Origin of the sequence: Mycobacterium sp. 20KCMC460, from assembly GCF_022179425.1 — a bacterium.
GTDB lineage: Bacteria > Actinomycetota > Actinomycetes > Mycobacteriales > Mycobacteriaceae > Mycobacterium > Mycobacterium kiyosense.
This window is the reverse complement of the sequence record NZ_AP025524.1, coordinates 5,215,964-5,234,205: the sequence shown is the minus strand read 5'-3', so window position 1 is coordinate 5,234,205 and position 18,242 is coordinate 5,215,964. Positions and strand designations below refer to the sequence as shown.

General features: G+C 67.6%; 14 protein-coding genes. 8 read left to right on the top strand and 6 right to left on the bottom strand.

Annotated features, from left to right (window positions below; genetic code table 11):
- Window positions 1–221: 221 nt before the first annotated feature.
- The 6 genes from fdxA (at window position 222) to MKCMC460_RS23990 (ending at window position 7,811) form a co-directional block, all read left to right on the top strand.
- On the top strand, window positions 222–548 hold the full coding sequence (gene fdxA, locus MKCMC460_RS24015) for a ferredoxin (protein WP_180914903.1): 327 nt from the start codon (window positions 222–224) through the stop codon (window positions 546–548).
- A gap of 36 nt (window positions 549–584) precedes the next feature.
- Window positions 585–1,685 (top strand): succinyldiaminopimelate transaminase, encoded by a 1,101-nt coding sequence (gene dapC, locus MKCMC460_RS24010; RefSeq protein ID WP_236984366.1) that lies wholly within the window; start codon window positions 585–587, stop codon window positions 1,683–1,685.
- Between the two features lie 121 nt (window positions 1,686–1,806).
- The gene (locus tag MKCMC460_RS24005) at window positions 1,807–4,155 is read left to right on the top strand and encodes an APC family permease (RefSeq protein ID WP_238306039.1); all 2,349 of its coding nucleotides are present in this window, start codon (window positions 1,807–1,809) and stop codon (window positions 4,153–4,155) included.
- A gap of 55 nt (window positions 4,156–4,210) precedes the next feature.
- On the top strand, window positions 4,211–5,470 hold the full coding sequence (locus tag MKCMC460_RS24000; RefSeq protein WP_236977543.1) for an alpha/beta hydrolase: 1,260 nt from the start codon (window positions 4,211–4,213) through the stop codon (window positions 5,468–5,470).
- A gap of 22 nt (window positions 5,471–5,492) precedes the next feature.
- Complete coding sequence (locus tag MKCMC460_RS23995; protein WP_236977542.1) at window positions 5,493–6,335, top strand: SDR family oxidoreductase; 843 nt, start codon at window positions 5,493–5,495, stop codon at window positions 6,333–6,335.
- A 90-nt stretch (window positions 6,336–6,425) separates the two neighbouring features.
- On the top strand, window positions 6,426–7,811 hold the full coding sequence (locus MKCMC460_RS23990; protein WP_236977541.1) for an HNH endonuclease signature motif containing protein: 1,386 nt from the start codon (window positions 6,426–6,428) through the stop codon (window positions 7,809–7,811).
- Between the two features lie 57 nt (window positions 7,812–7,868).
- Here the strand turns inward: MKCMC460_RS23990 and MKCMC460_RS23985 are convergent, their stop codons facing one another.
- Genes MKCMC460_RS23985 through MKCMC460_RS23965 form a run of 5 tightly spaced genes read right to left on the bottom strand, consistent with a single transcriptional unit; the run spans window position 7,869 to window position 12,828 of the window.
- Complete coding sequence (locus tag MKCMC460_RS23985) at window positions 7,869–8,981, bottom strand: YeiH family protein (protein ID WP_236977540.1); 1,113 nt, start codon at window positions 8,979–8,981, stop codon at window positions 7,869–7,871.
- A gap of 4 nt (window positions 8,982–8,985) precedes the next feature.
- A complete protein-coding gene (locus MKCMC460_RS23980) occupies window positions 8,986–9,123 on the bottom strand; it encodes a hypothetical protein (protein ID WP_236977539.1) in 138 nt (45 codons plus the stop codon).
- A 56-nt stretch (window positions 9,124–9,179) separates the two neighbouring features.
- Window positions 9,180–11,099, bottom strand: coding sequence for an adenylyl-sulfate kinase (gene cysC, locus MKCMC460_RS23975; RefSeq protein ID WP_236977537.1), 1,920 nt, complete (start codon window positions 11,097–11,099; stop codon window positions 9,180–9,182).
- Entirely contained in the window at window positions 11,099–12,028 is a 930-nt protein-coding gene (gene cysD, locus MKCMC460_RS23970; RefSeq protein WP_236977534.1) for a sulfate adenylyltransferase subunit CysD, read from the bottom strand. The genes cysC and cysD overlap by 1 nt, the downstream gene beginning before the upstream one ends.
- Window positions 12,025–12,828, bottom strand: coding sequence for a Stf0 family sulfotransferase (locus MKCMC460_RS23965; protein ID WP_236977532.1), 804 nt, complete (start codon window positions 12,826–12,828; stop codon window positions 12,025–12,027). The genes cysD and MKCMC460_RS23965 overlap by 4 nt, the downstream gene beginning before the upstream one ends.
- A gap of 309 nt (window positions 12,829–13,137) precedes the next feature.
- Here MKCMC460_RS23965 and MKCMC460_RS23960 point away from each other — a divergent pair, with 309 nt between their 5' ends.
- Window positions 13,138–14,118: a hypothetical protein gene (locus MKCMC460_RS23960; protein ID WP_236977530.1), complete on the top strand. Its 981-nt coding sequence runs from the start codon at window positions 13,138–13,140 to the stop codon at window positions 14,116–14,118.
- Entirely contained in the window at window positions 14,103–16,658 is a 2,556-nt protein-coding gene (locus MKCMC460_RS23955) for a PEP/pyruvate-binding domain-containing protein (protein WP_238304939.1), read from the top strand. The genes MKCMC460_RS23960 and MKCMC460_RS23955 overlap by 16 nt, the downstream gene beginning before the upstream one ends.
- On the opposite strand, the gene MKCMC460_RS23950 is transcribed toward MKCMC460_RS23955, so the two are convergent.
- Window positions 16,655–18,229, bottom strand: a complete 1,575-nt coding sequence (locus tag MKCMC460_RS23950) for a CdaR family transcriptional regulator (RefSeq protein ID WP_236977525.1) — start codon at window positions 18,227–18,229, stop codon at window positions 16,655–16,657. The two genes, MKCMC460_RS23955 and MKCMC460_RS23950, sit on opposite strands and share 4 nt — an antisense overlap.
- Window positions 18,230–18,242 lie beyond the last annotated feature (13 nt).

Genomic DNA, 18,242 nt, shown 5'->3' with positions numbered 1-18,242 from the left:
CGTCCAGTGTCACAGATCTCTACCGGGGCCGAGGCGGGACGGTCGGCAAGAAGGTGGATAGTGGCTGGACACAGTTACGGGCGTGCCATTTGGCCCGCCTGTATGTGCAACGTCTAGTATCAGTAACCAATTGCAGTACCGGTCCGCCGTCTGGAAGCCCCCGGGCGGCGCGACCGACAGCCCACAGAGCCGTACCAGAAGGACACGTTGAGGAGACGTCCGTGACCTACGTGATTGCCCAGCCCTGCACCGACATCAAGGACAAGGCGTGCATCGAGGAGTGCCCGGTCGACTGCATCTATGAGGGTGCCCGGATGCTGTACATCCACCCCGACGAGTGCGTCGACTGCGGCGCCTGCGAACCGGTGTGCCCGGTCGAGGCGATCTACTACGAAGACGATGTGCCTGAGCAGTGGGGCCAGTACACCCAGATCAACGCCGACTTCTTCGTGGAACTGGGTTCTCCCGGTGGCGCGGCCAAGGTGGGCCAGACCGACAACGACCCGCAAGCGGTCAAGGATCTGCCCCCGCAGGGCGAGGACGACTAGAGCTCCCTGGTGCTGCAGCCCCGGAAGGGCGGCGCCTTGTCGGCCGCCCTACCCGAGTTCCCGTGGGACACCCTGGCCGAGGCAAAGGCCAGGGCAGCAGCGCATCCGGACGGGATCGTCGACCTGTCCGTCGGGACCCCGGTGGACCCGGTCGCGCCGCTGATTCGGGATGCACTGGCTGCGGCGAGTTCGGCGCCGGGTTATCCCGCCACCGCCGGCACACCGCAGCTGCGGCAGTCCGCGGTGGCGGCGCTGGCCCGTCGCTACGGGGTGATCGGGCTCGCCGAGTCCGCGGTGCTACCGGTGATCGGCAGCAAGGAACTCATCGCGTGGTTGCCGACCTTGCTGGGATTGGATGCTGCGGCGACTGTGGTGGTACCCGAGCTGGCTTATCCGACGTACGAGGTGGGTGCCCGGCTGGCCGGGGCGCAGATCGTGCGCGCGGATTCGCTGACCCAGCTGGGCCCGCAGGTCCCGGCGCTGGTGTACCTGAACTCGCCGAGCAATCCCACCGGCCGGGTGCTGGGCGTCGACCATCTGCGCAAGGTGGTCGGGTGGGCGCGCGAGCGTGGGGTGCTGGTCGCTTCCGACGAGTGCTACCTCGGTTTGGCCTGGGACTCCGACCACCGACCGGCGCCGCTTTCGGTGCTGCATCCCGCGGTCTGCGACGGCGACCACACCGGGCTGCTGGCGATCCATTCGCTGTCCAAGACGTCGTCGCTGGCCGGTTACCGGGCCGGCTTCGTGGCCGGCGACCAGCAGGTGATCACCGAGTTGCTGGCGGTACGTAAGCATGCCGGGATGATCGTCCCGACGCCGGTGCAGGCCGCGATGGTGGCCGCGCTCGACGACGACGACCACGAGCGCCAGCAGCGGGAAAGGTATGCGCAGCGCCGCGCCGTGTTGCTGCCGGCGTTGCGCACGGCGGGATTTACCGTCGACCACTCCGAGGCCGGCCTGTATCTGTGGGCCAGCCGTGCCCAAGACTGCCACCAGACGGTCGCTTGGCTGGCCGACCGCGGCATCCTGGTGGCCCCCGGCGACTTCTACGGTCCCACCGGCGCGCGGCACGTGCGGGTTGCGCTGACCGCCACCGACGAGCGCGTCGCCGCGGCGGTCGAGCGCCTGCAGAGCTAGGTGCCTGGCATCCGAGGCGGCAGAATGCATCGAATGCTCCTCTCGGCGCGTGTCGGTAAGGAATTGGCTTGTGACGACTGCTAGTGGCACTGCGGGTTCGACCGGTGATTCGGCCGGCAAAATGCGGATACCGGTGTCGATCGGGGACGTGGCCAGGCGGGTGTTTCTGGGTAGACCGCTGATCACCGAGTCCCTGGGGGCCGAAAAGCTGTCGAATCAGGTTGCATTGGGCGCCCTTTCGCCTGATGCGATCTCGTCGACGGCTTACGGCCCGGAGCAGGTCTTGATCGAACTGTTGCCCCACGCGGGGCTGGCAGCGTTTGCGTTGCTGCTCCCCATCACCGGTGTCATTCTGGTGATTCTGGCCTTGGTGACCGCGTCGTATCGGCAGGTCGTCATGGCCTATACCCGAGCGGGTGGGTCTTACATCGTCGCGCGGGAGAACTTCGGGCCCCGGGTGGCTCAGATTGCCGCCGCGGCACTGTTGATCGACTACGTCGTCACCGTGGCAGTGCAGGCGGCGGCGGGAACGGTGGCAGTGGTGTCGGCGATCCCGGCACTGGGTCCCTACAGCTTGGAGATCACCGTCGGCGTGGTGCTGGCCATCTGCTACCTGAACCTGCGGGGACTGCGCGAAGCGGGCTGGCCGTTCGCGGCCGCGACCTATTTCTTCGTGGTGATGATCGGTTTGACGATCGTGGTCGGTGTCGTCCGCGAAATATTCTGGGGATTACCGACATTCGATCCGGAGCACATCGCCGGCGCGGTGCCGGTTCATCAGGGCAACGGCTTGGTCATGGGTGCGACCATCCTGGTGCTATTGCGCGCGTTCGCCAACGGCGGTTCGTCGCTCACCGGCGTCGAGGCGATCTCGAATACCGTCGACGTGTTCCGGAAACCGCAGGGCCGCAACGCACGCCGGGTGTTGACGGCGATGGCGTGCATTCTGGGATTCTTGCTCGCCGGTGTCGCCTATCTCGCCCACGTCACGCATGCAACGCCGTATCTGACCGAATATCCGTCGGTGTTGTCACAGATCGGCCGGGCGGTGTTCGGTAACGGTTTGGTTGGAAACATCTGCTACATACTGGTGCAGGCGTCGACGGCTGCCATTCTCTACGTCGGCGCGAACACCAGTTTCAACGGCTTCCCCGCACTGGCCAGTTTCGTCGCCGAAGACCGCTTCCTGCCCAGGCAGTTGATGAAACGTGGTCACCGACTGGTCTTCTCGAACGGCATCATCACGCTCACCGCGCTGTCGGTGACGTTGCTGGTGGCCACCGGCGGCTCGGTGAACGCGCTGATTCCGGTCTTCGCCATCGGTGTGTTCACCGGATTCTCGATGGCGGGCTATGGGATGACCAAACACCACCTGACTCAGCGGGAGCCGGGCTGGCGACGGCGACTCGCGATCAACCTGTCCGCGGGCATCCTGTCCACGGTGGTGGTCGGCATCTTCGCGGTGGCGAAGTTCACCGAGGGAGCCTGGCTGGTGGTCGTTCTGTTCCCGCTGCTGGTGCTCGGGCTGATGCGGCTGAACAAGGAATACCGCGCGGAGGCAGCCATTTTGGAGACGTTCCGCACCGACCGACCCGAATTGGTGAAATACGCCAGGCACAAGGTCTTCGTTTTCGTGAATTCGCTTGACCTCGCGGCGCTCGAAGCCTTGCGGTACGGCAAAGGATTGCGCGCCGACGAGCTGACCGCGGTGCACTTCATGGTCGATGCGCAGCATGCCGCGCAGCTGCGAAAGCGTTGGGACAGCTTCGATCTGGATACCCCGCTGCGGGTGGTGGACTGCCCGGACCGGCGGATAAACCGGGCTGCGCAGTTACTGGTCGCCAAGGCGAGCAAAGAGCACAAAGATACCAATGTGACGGTGTTGCTGCCCCGCCGGACGTATGCGCCGCTGCTTGGGCGGCTGCTGCACGACCGCACCGCTGACAAGATCGCCCGCGCGATCAGCCTGCTGCCGAACGCGGCCGCGACGATCGTGCCCTACGACGTGCAGTCCCGGGTCCAGGAGGCGTACCCGCAGCGCTTCGAGCAGCGGCTGGCCCGCGAGCTCGACAAGCTCGAAGCGTGGGTCTCGCGGGACGAGGCGCGAGGCGCCGAGGCCTACGCGCATCCCGACAACTCTGACCGCTCACCGTCGTTGATTCCGGTGTCCGGCCTGATCCCCGGTCAGCGCGCCACCTTCGAAGGACGCGTCAGCGAGGTCGAGGACATCACCAAACGGGGACAGACGTTGCGCGAGGTCGTGGTCGCCGACGACACCGGGGAGGTCACCATCTCGTTTCGTCATGGCGGTGCCGACGTGCAACCGGGTCAGTTGCTGCGGCTCACCGGGAAGCCGCGCCAAAGCGGTAACGGGCCCGTCACCATCGTCGACCCGGACTACCGGATCGTCGAGCAGCCCGCGGAGACCCGGGACGCCGGCGGGGCGGGGGAGGCCGGGGAAACCGGGTGAGCTGGGCTCCGGTGTGGGCGGTTAGATTGGTTGAGCAACGACGGGGAGGCGCGCGATGAAGCGAATAGCGGCGGTTTTGGTGGCTCTGGCAGGGGCGGTTTTCGCGGTTAACGGCTACCGTCCGTTCAGCAAGCGCGGCTACGGGGCGGGCTACGCGTTCGGTTATGGACTGCTCGCCTCCGAGCTTCCGTTGTATGGGCTCGCCGCGCACGTCGCTGCGCTGGCCGCGGTAACTCCTCGACGGTCGCCGCGGACGACCGTCTTCAGCTGGACGGTGGCTGTTGCATCGTGGGTGGCCCTGCTGGGCCTGCGCCGTGCCGGGCACAACGCCCAGGAGACGCTGACGGCGGCGCTGGACGAGGGGCTGGGTCAGGACCGCCGCACCGACGGCGCGGACTTGTGGAAGCGCCCGGCATCCGGCGGTGCGACCGCGAAGAAACCGGGACCGGCGCGCATGCTGCGGATCTGGCGCGACTACGCGCACGACGCTGACATCAGTTACGGCGAGTTCGGCTCCCGAAACCATCTCGACATCTGGCGGCGGCCAGACCTCGACCGCGACGGGCGGGCGCCGGTGCTGCTACAGGTTCATGGTGGTGCCTGGATGGTGGGAAACAAACGCGGACAGGCACATCCGCTGATGAGCCACCTGGCCGAACTCGGCTGGATCTGTGTGTCGGTGAACTACCGGCTGAGCCCGCGGTCGACCTGGCCGGATCAGATCGTCGACGTCAAACGGGCCATCGCGTGGACGAAGGAGAACATCGCCTCCTACGGCGGCGACCCGGAGTGGATTGCTATCACCGGGGGCTCGGCCGGCGGGCACTTGTCTTCCCTGGCCGCACTCACCCCGAACGACCCCCTGTTCCAGACCGGCTTCGAAGACGCCGACACCCGGGTGCAGGCGGCCGTACCGTTCTACGGCTTCTACGACTTCACCCGCGACGACGCCGTGCACCCGATGATGCCGGCCATGCTGGGCAAGCGGGTGTTCAAGCTGAGCCGGGGTGAGATCGCCGAACCGTTCCGGCTGGCCTCGCCGATCACCCATGTCTCCGAAGACGCGCCGCCGTTTTTCGTGCTGCACGGCACCAACGACTCGCTGATTCCGGTGGAGCAGGCCCGCAGCTTCACCTCGCGGCTGCGCGAGGTGAGCCGCCAACCCGTCGTCTATGCCGAATTGCCTTGGGCGCAGCACGCTTTCGATATCTTCGGATCGGCGCGCGCGGCGCACACCGCGGTGGCCGTCGAGCAGTTCCTGGCCGAGGTCTACGCGTCGTCGCGAGCGGACAGGCGGGCGACGGTCGCGTCGTAGCGGCGGCGATTGGTCTTCACGAATGACTGCGAGCGTTTCAGGCAAAGTCGCCTTCGTGACCGGCGGCGCGTCCGGGATCGGCGCCGCGTTGTCGGCCGAGTTGGTCAAGGGTGGTGCCGAGGTATGGATCGCCGACCGCCAGATCGAGGCTGCGCGGGACCTGGCGCGACGGCTGGATCGGGCCGGCGCGAAGGCGCATGCGATCGAACTCGATGTGCGCGACTATCCGCCGTTCGAGGGTGCCGTGGGCGAGGTGGTACAGCGCTGCGGCCGGATCGACTACCTGTTCAACAACGCCGGGATCGGGGTCGGCGGTGAGATCGACTCCTACACCCTTCAGGACTGGAACGACGTCTTCGACGTGAACCTGCGCGGCGTGGTGCACGGCATCCAAGCGGTCTACCCGCTCATGATCCGGCAGGGCAGCGGCCACATCGTGAACACCGCTTCGATGGCCGGTCTGTTACCGGCGCCGGGTTCGGCGAGCTACACCGCGAGCAAGCATGCGGTCGTTGCGATTTCGAAGGTGTTGCGGCTCGAGGCCGCGCGTCACGGCGTGCGGGTGTCGGTGCTGTGTCCGGGCGCAGTTCGGACTCCGATTCTCACCATGGGTAAGTACGGCCGTTTCGCCGGCGTCAGCGACGAACAGATCCTTAAGTATTGGGAGCCGATGCGGCCGATGGCCCCGGAGGAGTTCGCCGCGCGTGCCCTGCGTGCGGTGCTGCGCGGTGACGGGGTCATCATCGTGCCCAGCTGGTGGAAGGCCGCGTGGTACGTGGACCGGTGGTCGCAGACGGTGTCGCGCCAGTTCGGCCGGCTCGCCCTGAAGCGGTTGCGCGCCTTGACACCGGCCGGCGACGGCTAGGGTTGCGGATTGTTTCGCTGTGAGTGAAATGGTCTGTATTGGCTGGATTCTGGGCGACTAGTTGTCGGTGCCGGTTCGTAGTCTTCGGGTATGCAGTGCAGCAGTCGTGAGGAGATCACCGAGGTGGTCGATGGGCTGCGCGCGTATGCAAAACGGTGGTCGGAGTTGACCTTTGGTGCGCTGACGGGCACCGAATGGCTGGGGATGCTGGAAACCGCCGAACAGATTGCGCGTCTGGCGCGAGTCCCCGAGTGCGAACTGATCAACCATCTCGATGCCCGCTGCAGCAGCGCCGACATCGGCGGCAGGCTACGCACGGTGATCGCCGACCGCCTGCACATCAGCCCCACCCAGGCCGGTCAGCGCATCAAGGCGGCCGCCGACCTCGGCCCGCGCCAGGCGTTGACCGGCGAGCCGTTGCCGCCGTTGCTGCCCCACACCGCGCAGGCCCGCGCCCGCGGCCGGATCAACGACGAGCACCTCAGCGTGATCCGCAGCTTTTTGGCCGAGTTGCCCGCCTCGATCCAGCCCGAGGTGCGCGCCGAAGCCGAAAAGCAGCTCGCCAAGCTCGCGGGCGAGTGTCGTCCCGATGAGCTGCGCGAGGATGCCCGCGCCCTGTTCGACCTGCTCAACCAGGACGGCCCCGAACCCACCGACGATCAAGCCCGCGCCCGCAAGCGCGGTATCCGGCTGGGCCGCCAAGGCGCGGACCGGATGTCGGCGATCAGCGGCTACGTCGACCCCGAACTGCGCGCGGTGCTCGAAGCCATCGACGCGAAGCTGGGTGCTCCGGGCCAGTGCAACCGCGACGACGAGCACCCCGCCGTCGACGCCGCACCCTCACCCGAGGCGGCGCGGCGCGATATGCGCTCGGCCGACCAGCGGTTTCACGATGCACTGTTGGCCGCCGGACGCGCGGTGCTGATGTCGCAGACCTTGGGCCAGCACAACGGGTTACCCGCCAGCATCATCGTCACCACCACCTTGAAGGAACTCGAAGCGGCGGCCGGGCGCGGATTGACCGGCGGCGGCACCATCCTGCCGATGTCCGATGTCATCCGCCTGGCCCGCCATGCCCACCACTACCTGGCGATCTTCGACCAGGGAAAAGCGTTGGCGCTGTATCACACCAAACGCCTGGCCAGCCCCGCGCAACGGCTGGTGCTCTATGCCGGCCAGCGGGGCTGCACCTTTCCCGGCTGCCCGGTCAAAGGGTACAAATGCGAAGTCCACCACCTGATCCCGTATGCGCTCACCGGTGAGACCGACGTCAACGGCCTGGCCTGGGGCTGCGGGCAACACCACCCGCTGGCCGAACAAGGCTGGACCACCCAGCTCAACGCTCACGGCGAGGTGGAATGGATCCCACCACCACACCTCGATCACGGCCAGCGTCGCACCAACCGATACCACCACCCCGAGAAAATCCTGTACGAAACCGGCATGGACGAACCCGGTGACGACCGACCCGATTGACCGCAATCGGCGACGGTATCGTGGCGCACCCAGCCGCAGCCCAGCAGTGACGCTGGGTTAACTGCCCACACCCCAGTGCAGTACGCGCGAGGTGAGCAGCACCAGTCCCAGCGAGACCAGCGCTACGACGACCAACCCGACGACGGCGACAACCAAAGGACGCCAACCGGTTCGGGTGATCTGGCGGATGTCGGTGTTGAGTCCCACGCCGGCGAAGGTGAGCAGGAACGCCCATTTCGACACGTTGGCGAGGTTGGCGGTCTGCCCCTTGGTCAGCCAGCCGGCCGTCGCGATCGCCGACACGGCCAGGAAGCCCAGCACGAACTTGGGGAACTTGTCCCAGATGAACGCGACCTTGGCGGCAACGCCGGGCGCTATCTCGTCGGCTTCACCGCGGGCGGCCCAGAACACCGCGAAACCCAGCACCACGAAACCGATCAAAGCGTTGCGGGTCGACTTGACCAGCACCGCGATCTTGCCGGCGTGGTCGGAGTACAGGTAGCCGGTGGCGGTGGTCTCGGCGGTGTTGTCCACCGAAAGACCGGCCCACAAACCGAATTCGTTGTCGGTGAGCCCGATCGCATGACCCAGTGGCGGCAGCGTGAACAGCGCTACCGCGCCCAGCGCCAGGATCGCCGCGATCGCGTAACTCACCTCCGAATTACGGGCCCGGATGGCACCTTTGGCGGCGACGATGGCCGACACGCCACAGATCGACGTGCCGATCGCCAGCAACGAGCCCAGCTTGCCCGACAACCCGAACGCTCGAGCGGCCGCCAGGATGACGGTCCCCGCGATCACCATGTCGACCAGAATCTGCACCAGGCTGGCGCCCCCGAGCTTGGCGATGTCGCCGAGCACGAACCGCGAACCCAGCAGCACGATCCCGATCTTCAGCCAGAATTCGTAAGTCCCCACTCCGGGCCGAAACCACCGGTGCAGACCGACGGTGTTGGCGATCAGCAGCCCGATCAGGATCGCCCACAGCACGTACTCGATGTCGGGCACCGTCCAGTGCTGTCGACGGGCCAGGGTGTTCCACCAGATCTGGGCGTACTTGCCCAGCACGCCGACGGCGGTCAGCAGCAACAGCCCGGGCAGGTAGTCCAGCGGCCGTAGACCACGCGCATCGGTGCGAACGTCTTCGGGCTCGACCCGAACGGTGCTCACGGGGTCACCACGGGATGCGGGGCAGGATGTCGGTGATCGCCAGCACGGCGATCACCCCGGCCAGTATCGTCGCCCACCAGTCGATCGAGATCGAGCCGAGGCGCTCCAGGCCGCGGCCACCCCGCGGCGTTGTGCTGCTCATTCCGGAAATTGTCGCGTCGCTGGCCTTGCCGGCCAATGGATCTGATCGCGGTGAGTTTAGTGCCGTGGGCTGCGCTCGTCGAGCAGCCGGATCACCTGCGCGGCGAGTTCGTCGATGTCGGCTCCGGTGGTGTCGAGCACCAGGTCGGGGCTCTCCGGCGCCTCGTAGGGCGCGTCCACACCGGTCAGGCCTTTGAGCTCGCCGCTGCGCGCCCGGGCGTAAAGCCCCTTGGGGTCGCGCTTTTCGCATTCTGCCAACGACGTCGCGACGTGCACCTCGATGAAGGGCAGCTTGGCGGCTTCGCTGAGCGCCCGGGCGGTCTCGCGGTCGGACTTCAGCGGCGAGACCAGCGAGGCCAGCGCCACCACACCCGCGTCGGCCAGCAGGCGCGCCAAATGCCCCACCCGCCTGATGTTCTCGGCACGGTCGCCGGGGGAGAAGCCGAGGTCGTCGGAGAGGCCGTGGCGCAGATTGTCACCGTCGAGCAGGTAGGCGACCCGGCCCGATTCGACCAATGCGCGCTCCACGGCCACCGCGACGGTGGACTTGCCGGACGCCGGCAGGCCGGTGAACCAGATGGTCGCGCCCGACTGCCCGGTGGCCGTCCAGCGGTGCTTGCGATCCAATGCCGATGGATGCCAACGGATGTCGGTGCGCTGCTGTACGCCCGGTTTGACCTCCCGCGGCTCGATGATGGTGCCCGCGCCGACGGTGTCGTTGGTGGTTTCGTCGATCAGGATGAATGCGCCGGTGTCCCGGTTGTCTTCGTAGCTGTCGGCGACGACGACGGAGCTGGTGCGCAGCGTGACGGTGCCGATGTCGTTGAGTGTCAACTCAACCGGCTGATCGAGCTCGTCGAGCGTTTCCGGGTCCAGCCGTGAGTGCAGCTCCTGCACGGTGGCGCGCACGGTCTTGGCGGTCTGTTTGAGGGCCAGCCGGTCGCCGGCCCGCAGCGGTTTGTCGACGAACCAGCACACATGCGCGTCGAGTTCGCGGGCCAGTACCGGCGCAACGGCCTCGTCGGCTCCGCTGACGAACACGTCGCCACGTCCCACGTCGATGTCGTCGGCCAACTCGATCGAAACCGACAGCGGTGCAACACCTGTCGTTCGGTTGTCGTCGAGGGTGTCCAGCAAGGTCACCGTCGAGCGGGTGCCGGCGGGCAGCGATACCACCGGATCGCCGACACGCAGTGTTCCGGCGGCCAGCCGCCCGGTGTAGCGGCGGCGCTGATGGTCCGTCGGTCGCGACACCCATTGCACCGGCAGCCGCAACCGCGACGCCTCGGCCTGCGGCGCAGCGAGTTCCACGTTCTCCAGGTACTCCAACAGGGTCGGGCCGGTGTACCACGGCGTGCGCTCGGAACGGTGCACGACGTTGTCGCCGTGCTTGGCCGCGATCGGGATGACCGTGATGTCCACGTCGCCCAGCCGTGCCGCCATCTGGGCGAGTTCCTCGGCCACCCTGTCGAAGCCGGACTGGTCGAAGTCGATCAGGTCGATCTTGTTGACGGTGGCGACGAAGTGCTTGATGCCCAACAGTTTTGCGATCCGGGCATGCCTGCGGGTCTGGCGCAGCACCCCGGCGCGCGCGTCGACCAGCAGGATGGCGACGTGGGCATTGGAGGCGCCGGTGAACATGTTGCGGGTATAGCGTTCGTGGCCGGGCGTGTCGGCCAGGATGTAGCTGCGCGTCTCGGTGGAGAAGAACCGGTAGGCGACGTCGATGGTGATGCCCTGTTCGCGTTCGGCACGCAGGCCGTCGGACAGGGCCGCCAGATCGGCGACACCCTCCTCGTCGGTGACCGCTTCCAGATGATCCAGCGGCAGGCTGTCCGTGTCGTGCATCAGCCGGCCGATCAGGGTGCTCTTGCCGTCGTCCACGGAGCCGGCGGTGGTGATGCGCAGCAGCTGGCGGGTGACGCCCCTGGGATGAAGGATTTTCTCGGTCTTCTCGACTTTTTCGGAGACAGCCATCAGAAATACCCTTCTCGCTTACGGTCTTCCATCGCGGCGGCCGACGTGCGGTCGTCGGCGCGGGTCTCGCCACGCTCGGACACCGTTGCCGCCGATATCTCGGTGATGACACCGGTGATGTCGGTGGCTTGGGAGCGCACCGCCCCGGTGATGGTCAGGTCGCCGACGGTGCGGTAGCGCACCCATTCCACGGCGGCTGTTTCGCCGTCCTGCGGGCCGGCGTACTCCGACACCGCCAACAGGATCCCGTCGCGCTCGAACACCTCGCGTTCGTGCGCGTAGTAAATCGACGGAATCTCCAGGTCTTCCAACTCGATGTAACGCCAGACGTCGAGTTCGGTCCAGTTGCTGAGCGGGAACACCCGGACCTGCTCGCCCTTCTTGATCCGCCCGTTGTACAGCGTCCACGGCTCGGGCCGTTGGGCGCGCGGGTCCCACTGGCCGAACTCGTCGCGGAAGCTCAGAATCCGTTCCTTGGCGCGGGCGCGTTCCTCGTCGCGGCGGGCGCCGCCGAACGCGGCGTCGAAACCCCCGGCCTCCAGGGCGTCGAGCAGGGTGCGGGTCTGGGCGCGGTTGCGTGAGGCGGTCGGGCCCGGGTCGGGCACCCGGCCGTTGTCGATGGATTCCTGTACCGAGGCGACGATCAGCTTGTGCCCTGCCCCGGTGACGCGGCGGTCCCGGAATTCGATGACTTCGGGAAAGTTGTGTCCGGTGTCGACGTGCATCACTGGAAACGGCAACGGCGACGGACGAAATGCCTTCTCCGCCAGCCTGAGTAGCACGATCGAGTCTTTGCCGGCCGAGAACAGCAGCACCGGCCGCTGCAGTTCGGCGACGACCTCGCGGATGATGTGCACGGCCTCGGCTTCCAGCAACCGTAGCTCGTCGACCTGCCGGGAGTCGGTCCGGGTATCGGCCGCAGTGGTCATGTCGGCAGTCCTTCTCTCTCGGCGTCCGCCCGGTAGCGGTCCACCCACTCGTCGGAACGTTGGTCGGCTTGGCGCTGCAGCACCGGCTCGGGTGCCAGCCGCGGGTCCAGACCCAGGCGCTCCAGGATGTCGCCCACTACCTGAGTCAGGTTGCGCCACAACACCGGATAGGAGATTTCGATCGGCTCGACGTTCTCCTCTTCGAACCAGTTCTGCCAGCCCGCCTCCTGAGCCCGCAGCATCTTGACCACGTGCGCGATTGCGCCGGCGTGGTAGGTGGCGCGCGCGTCGCGGACCGGATCGGGCCGTCCCCGCCACACCCGGGTCTGCACGGCACGCCAGAACGAGACGGCCTGCGAGATGACGTCGGGCCGGTGGATGTGGATCAGCAGCGGGTCCTCGCCGACGACGTCGCGGATCGCGGCCAGTAGTCCGTCGCCCGAGCGCTCCTGCAGGCCGGCCACCCGGTCCAGCAGCAGCGGCGTCTGGTTCCACATCAGCTTGCCGCCCCACACCCCGTTGGGGGTGCGGCCGACGGTGCGGATGTAGTCGCGCCAGATCTCCGGTGGTGCGAGGTCGGGCTTGCCTTCGTCCAACGGATCGAGCAGGCTCAGAATCGACTCGTCGTCGACGTCTTCGAACCACTGCCGCGGCTGCGGGGACTGGCTGGTACTGGGCAGGTATTGGAAGAACTCCTGCGGTTCGCCGGCCACACCGGTAGCACGCAGGGATTCGACCAGCAGTGTGCTGCCACTGCGCTGCGATGCCAGCACCAGGTATGACGACGGATGATCGGCCACCCACGCAGCCTAGCTGCACGGAAAACCGCTGCAACACAGCCATTTACCATCACGGTGAAGATAACTCTTGCGCGGGTCCTCGAGTCGCCGGTGGCGGTTCAATACCGTTGCTACATAGGCTGTATCGGTGGCACGCCCCAACATCATCGAAGAAGACGAGTTGCTGGACAGGCTGCTGGATACTGTTGCCGACCAGCAGGAGGGGGGCGCGACCGGGCCCCAGGTTCGACTACATGTTTGCATCGGGCCGACCCGAAAGCGCAGCGCGACGTTGCTTGACAACTGTCAACCGAGTGGGGAGGTCGGCGCGTGATCGCACCCACCGACGAGCAACTGCACGAGCCCGGCCCCGACCCGGCTTGGCAGGAGAGCTACTACTTCAACTGGGCAGACCCGGGCGAGCGGTACTTCGGGTTGGCCCGCATCGGCTTCAACCCGGCTGCCGGCCGCGTCGACGGCCTGTTACTGACCGTCCGAGACGGCAAGCTCGAGTACGTCTACCCGGGCGTGGGCCTACGCTTCGATCCCGCGCTGGGCCAGCCCGCCACCCGCGGGCTGCGGGCTGGGCAGCTGGCGTTCACCATGCGAGAACCCTTGACGCGATGGAATATTCGATTGGATGGCCGCAACCGCGTCGATCTGAATTGGACCGCACTGACACCACCGCACGACTTCCACGACGGCCCGAGGACCGCTGGCCGGTCGGGCGCGGGTGCGGCCATGCACTTCGAGCAGGCCGGTACCGTCACCGGTGGCATCCACGTCCGCGGCAAGGAGTACGAGGTCGACTGTGTGGGCCAGCGCGACAAGTCGTGGGGCGCGCGGGACTGGGCTTCGATTTCGGGCTGGGAGTGGATCACCGGACTGTTCGGAGCCGACTTCGGGTTCAATGCGACGCTGTCGTTGATCGGGCCCGACGGCGTGGCAACCGGTTTCGTCCACCGCGACGGGGTATGCCGCCCGTTGGCCCAGGCCGTCGTCGAATACGAATGGACGCGCATACCCGACGTCCCCCGGGCGGCCCGCATCCTTCTCACCGACGCCGACGGCACTCACTACGACGTGCGCGCCACCGCACTGGCCCAGGTGCCGCTGATCAAGACGGGGTTGTTTCTGCAGGAGACCCACGCGCGGTTCGAGACCGAGCTCGACGGCGTGCACCGCGCCGGTGTGGGTGTGATGGAACACGCCTGGCATGCGGATCGGCGGCAGTCGTTGCAGCGGTTACCGGATCTGGCGCCGGTGCTGGCTCTGGCGCTGAGGGAAAAGCTCGCATGCTGGAGCGTCTGACCGCACACACCGACGCCGCGGTAGAGCGGTTGGGTGGCAAGGCTGCCGGTCTGGTGCGGTTGCTGGCCGCCGGACTCACGGTGCCCGAGGCCTGGGTGGTCCCGGCTGACATCTCACTGGACCCGGCTGCCCGCGAGTCCGCTCTGGCCGACCTGGACTCCTGGTGGGCGCACGTGCGGGCGGACCATCCGGATGCTGTTTGGGCGGTGCGGTCCTCGGCCGTGGCCGAAGACCTCGATGGCGCTTCGTTTGCGGGGATCTACGAGACGGCGCTGGGCCTGGCATCGCTCGAGGAGATCCGTCGGGCTATTGAAAAGTGCTGGGCGGCGAATGAATCCACGCGGGCCGACGTCTACCGCGCCGCACACGACTGCGATGCCGGCGGCGGTATCGCCCTGGTAGTGCAGCGGATGATCCAGCCGACCGCCGCCGGCGTACTGCTGACCGCCAACCCCCGCCGTCCGTTCGCCGACGAGATCGTCATCGACTCGGTGTGGGGGCTGGGCGAGGCCCTGGTCTCCGGCAGGGTCGATCCCGACAGCTACGTCGTCGAGCGCTCCACCGGCCGGCTCAGAACGCGGCGTATCGCCGCCAAGCGGGTCGAGTTGGTCTATCACAAGTCCTTGACCGAACGATGCGTGGCACCCGAACGGCAGCTTGAATCGTCCTTGGACGAACACGATTTGGCCGCGCTCTACGACTGTGCCACCGTCGTAATCCGCGCCATCGGACCGCGACGCGACCTCGAATGGGCCATCGAGGAGGGGCTGGTCTACGTCCTGCAGGACCGCCCCATCACCGGCCTGCCCAGCTCGACACCGGACAATGTGTGGTCGCGAAAGTGGGGCGACGAGTACAAGTCCGAATACGCGCTGCCGCTGACCGCGGACCTCACCGCGGGGTGGATGGACATCCCGATGTTCATCGAGATGCTGCTGCTGCAGGGCCGCCCGGACCTGGCCGTCCGGGAGCCGTTCAAGCTGGTGAACGGCTACCTGTACATGGACGGCAGCTACGTGGTTCGGCTGGCTGGCTCCTTCCCGAAAAGCCTGCGGCACAAGATGTTCGGCGACCTGTTCACCCCGCTGTGGCTGGACCGCATCATGGCCGAACCGTGGCGCCCCGGCAGCACTCTGGCGTTCGCGCTGGGCCCGTACCGGGACCGCGCACGCGGGTCGGCCGCCCGCAACCTGCGGGCCATGGACAGGCATTGCGCCCAGATCGACGCGCTGATCGTGCCCAAGCTGCGCCAGGACTATTCGGCACTGGACCTGCGCGAGTGGCGCAGACAGGTCGACGAGGTGGAGACCTTCGCCCAGGATCACTTCCGGATCATCCGCTGGGGAATGGGTGTGCACAACAGCACCATGCACCGGTTGCTGGCCGGACTGCTGGCGTCGCAAGCCGGCGATGAAGACGGCGCACTCTATGCCGCGTTGATCAGTGGTCTACCGGGAACCCATACCGCCAAGATCAACACGCAGCTATGGGAATTGGCCGCGCTGGCCCGCGAGGACGGCTCCCTGGCCGCCGCCCTGTGCGAGCAGCGTTCGTGGTCGCAACTGCAGCGGGATTTCCCCCAAGCGCCGTTCTGTCGCCGGTTCGCCGATTTCCTGCTGGCCCACGGGCACCGATCGTCCAGCCGGGAGATCGCTTCGCCGCGGTGGCATGAGCAGCCCGACGTGGTCCTCGGGCTGATTCGCGCTCAACTACAGCCGGGCGCCCAGTCGGTGGACCCTCGCATCGCCGAGCAGCAAGCCGTTGCTCGCCGGGTCGCCGCGTTCAACGAGGTGGTGACGCGCTTGCGACGCAAACCCCTGGGGGGGTTGCGGGCCAGGCTCTTTCGCAGCATCTGCGCGCGCACCCAGGTGTTCACCGTCTACCGCGAGAACCAGCGCTATCACCTGGATTACCTGCACGCGCAACTCCGCGCGCTGGTGTGTGAACAGGCCAGGCGGTTGGTCGAACGGGGCCTGCTGGGCGCCGTCGACGACGTGTTCCTCCTGACGGGCGACGAGTTCTGGGCGGCACTGGCCGGCGCCGCCGATCCGATCGACTACGCGGCCCTGGAACGGCGCCGCAGCAACTATCTGACCTACCGCCACCGGGTTCCGGCCACCTACCTGTTCGACGATGTCGAAACCGAAGGCGAGCTCTGTGAAGGCGATTCGGTTGCCCAGGCATCGCCCGGCGCGATCACCGGGCTCGGTGTGTCCCGGGGGTCGGCGCGCGGGCGCACCCGCTGCGTCGAGGAACTGGCCGACCTCGGCGACGTGCGGCCAGGGGAGGTGCTGGTGGCCAAGACCATCGACCCGGGTTGGACGTCGGTGTTTCCGATGCTGGCCGGGCTGATCACCGAGAGCGGTGGAATGCTCAGTCACGGTGCGATATTGGCGCGCGAATATCACCTCCCCACCGTCACCGCCGTCCCAGCGGCGACCAGCACGCTGCCCACCGGCACGCTGGTCGACGTCGACGGCACCGCGGGTGTGGTGAAGGTCGTCGACGACGCCACCCTGCAGCCGCCGGCCGCGTCCTAGGCTGACGGCTCGGTCATTCGCAGGCTTAGCGAAAACAGCAGCCGCACATCGGGATCGGCCAGCGAGGTGTACAGCAGCTTCTCCACCCGGCGCACCCGGTAGCGCACCGTGTTGGGATGCACCTGCAGCCGGCTCGCCGCGGCGGCGATGTCGCCGAAGCAGTCCAGGTAGGCGCGCAGAGTCTCGGCCAGCACCGGGTCCCGGTCACGCAGCTCGCGCACCCGCGGATCGATCAGGCGGTGGTCGGCCCGGACGCGGGTGACGATCTCGTCGAGCAGCACGGTGGTGCGCGCCTCGGCCAGGTCGGTGACCCGGCTCAGGGCGCCGGGGTGGCGTTCGGCGCTGTCCAGCACCCGATCCACCTCGGCTCGCGCCCCGGCCACCGCACCCAAACCGGCGACCGGCGCGGCGATGACCGCACGCAGTTCGACGCCCAGTTCCGCGCGCAGCGCGCCGATGGTGCCGCGCACCCAGGATGCGATCGCGCGGGGCGTCGAGATCGCCGGGAGCAGCGTGTAGATCCGCGAGCCGTTGGCCGCGACCTGAGCGTCGTGGCGAAAAGCGCTGGCGCTCAACGCCAGTACGTCGGCTAACCGGGCGGCGGGTGCAGCCGGCGCGAGGGCGTCCCACCCGATCAGCGCGGCGTCGCCGGCAGTGGGCAGGCCGAGTTCGCGGGCAATGCCCACGGCGTCGGTGGGTTCACCGTCGCGCAGGCCGAGCAGCTGCTGAACCTGCCGCGTCTGGTGGGACGGCCGGGCGGCCAGCCGGGACATGATCCGAGCGGCCAGCACCGCGGCGCCGCGCAGCATCGCGTCGGCGTCGTCGGCCAGCGGACGAGAGCCCTGCTGCACCCAGATGGTGCCGACGAAGCCCCGCGGGTCGGTCGGTTGATGGACGCCGATCGCCAGCCGTGGGCGCAGCCCCAGTTCCGGACGTTCAGCGACGCGCACCACTTCACCGCCGGCGCGCAACGCGTCGAAGATGCCCCACTGGCCGATCCACTTCAGGTGCTCCGGCGGACCGGCGCGGCCCAGAATGGACAGCCGGCGCAGTTCATCGGCCTCGTCGCTGGACGCCGAATACGCCAGCACGTGGGATTGCGCGTCTTCGATGCTGACCATGCCGTGAATGCGGTCGGCCAGCGATTGCGCCAGGCCGAACAGGTCGGTGCCCGGGTCGTCGCCCGCGGGATCGCCGTGATGCTCAAGAACCCGGTTGACCAGCTGGTACAGCCGTTCCCAGCGGGCCTGCGGCTCCACGGCCACCACCGCTGACCCGGCTCGCACCGCCGCGGTCACCAACGCCGCGGACGGATCTTTGACGAACACCGCGATCGGCGTGCTGTGCTGGCCGGCGATCCAGCGCGCCGCCTCATCGGTGCCGATGCCGAGCAAAAAGAACACGTCGGCCGAGCCCGCGGCGGCGGCCAGGCCCAGCCGCAGGTCGTCGGAGTCGATCAGTGCGGCCGAGGTCACCGGAAGATCCAGGCCGCGGGGCGCCTGCACCAGGCTCACCATGGTGGCGTCCAGTGCCAGCAAGAGCCGACCGAGACCCACACCCGCACCGTTCATTGGCTGATTCTAC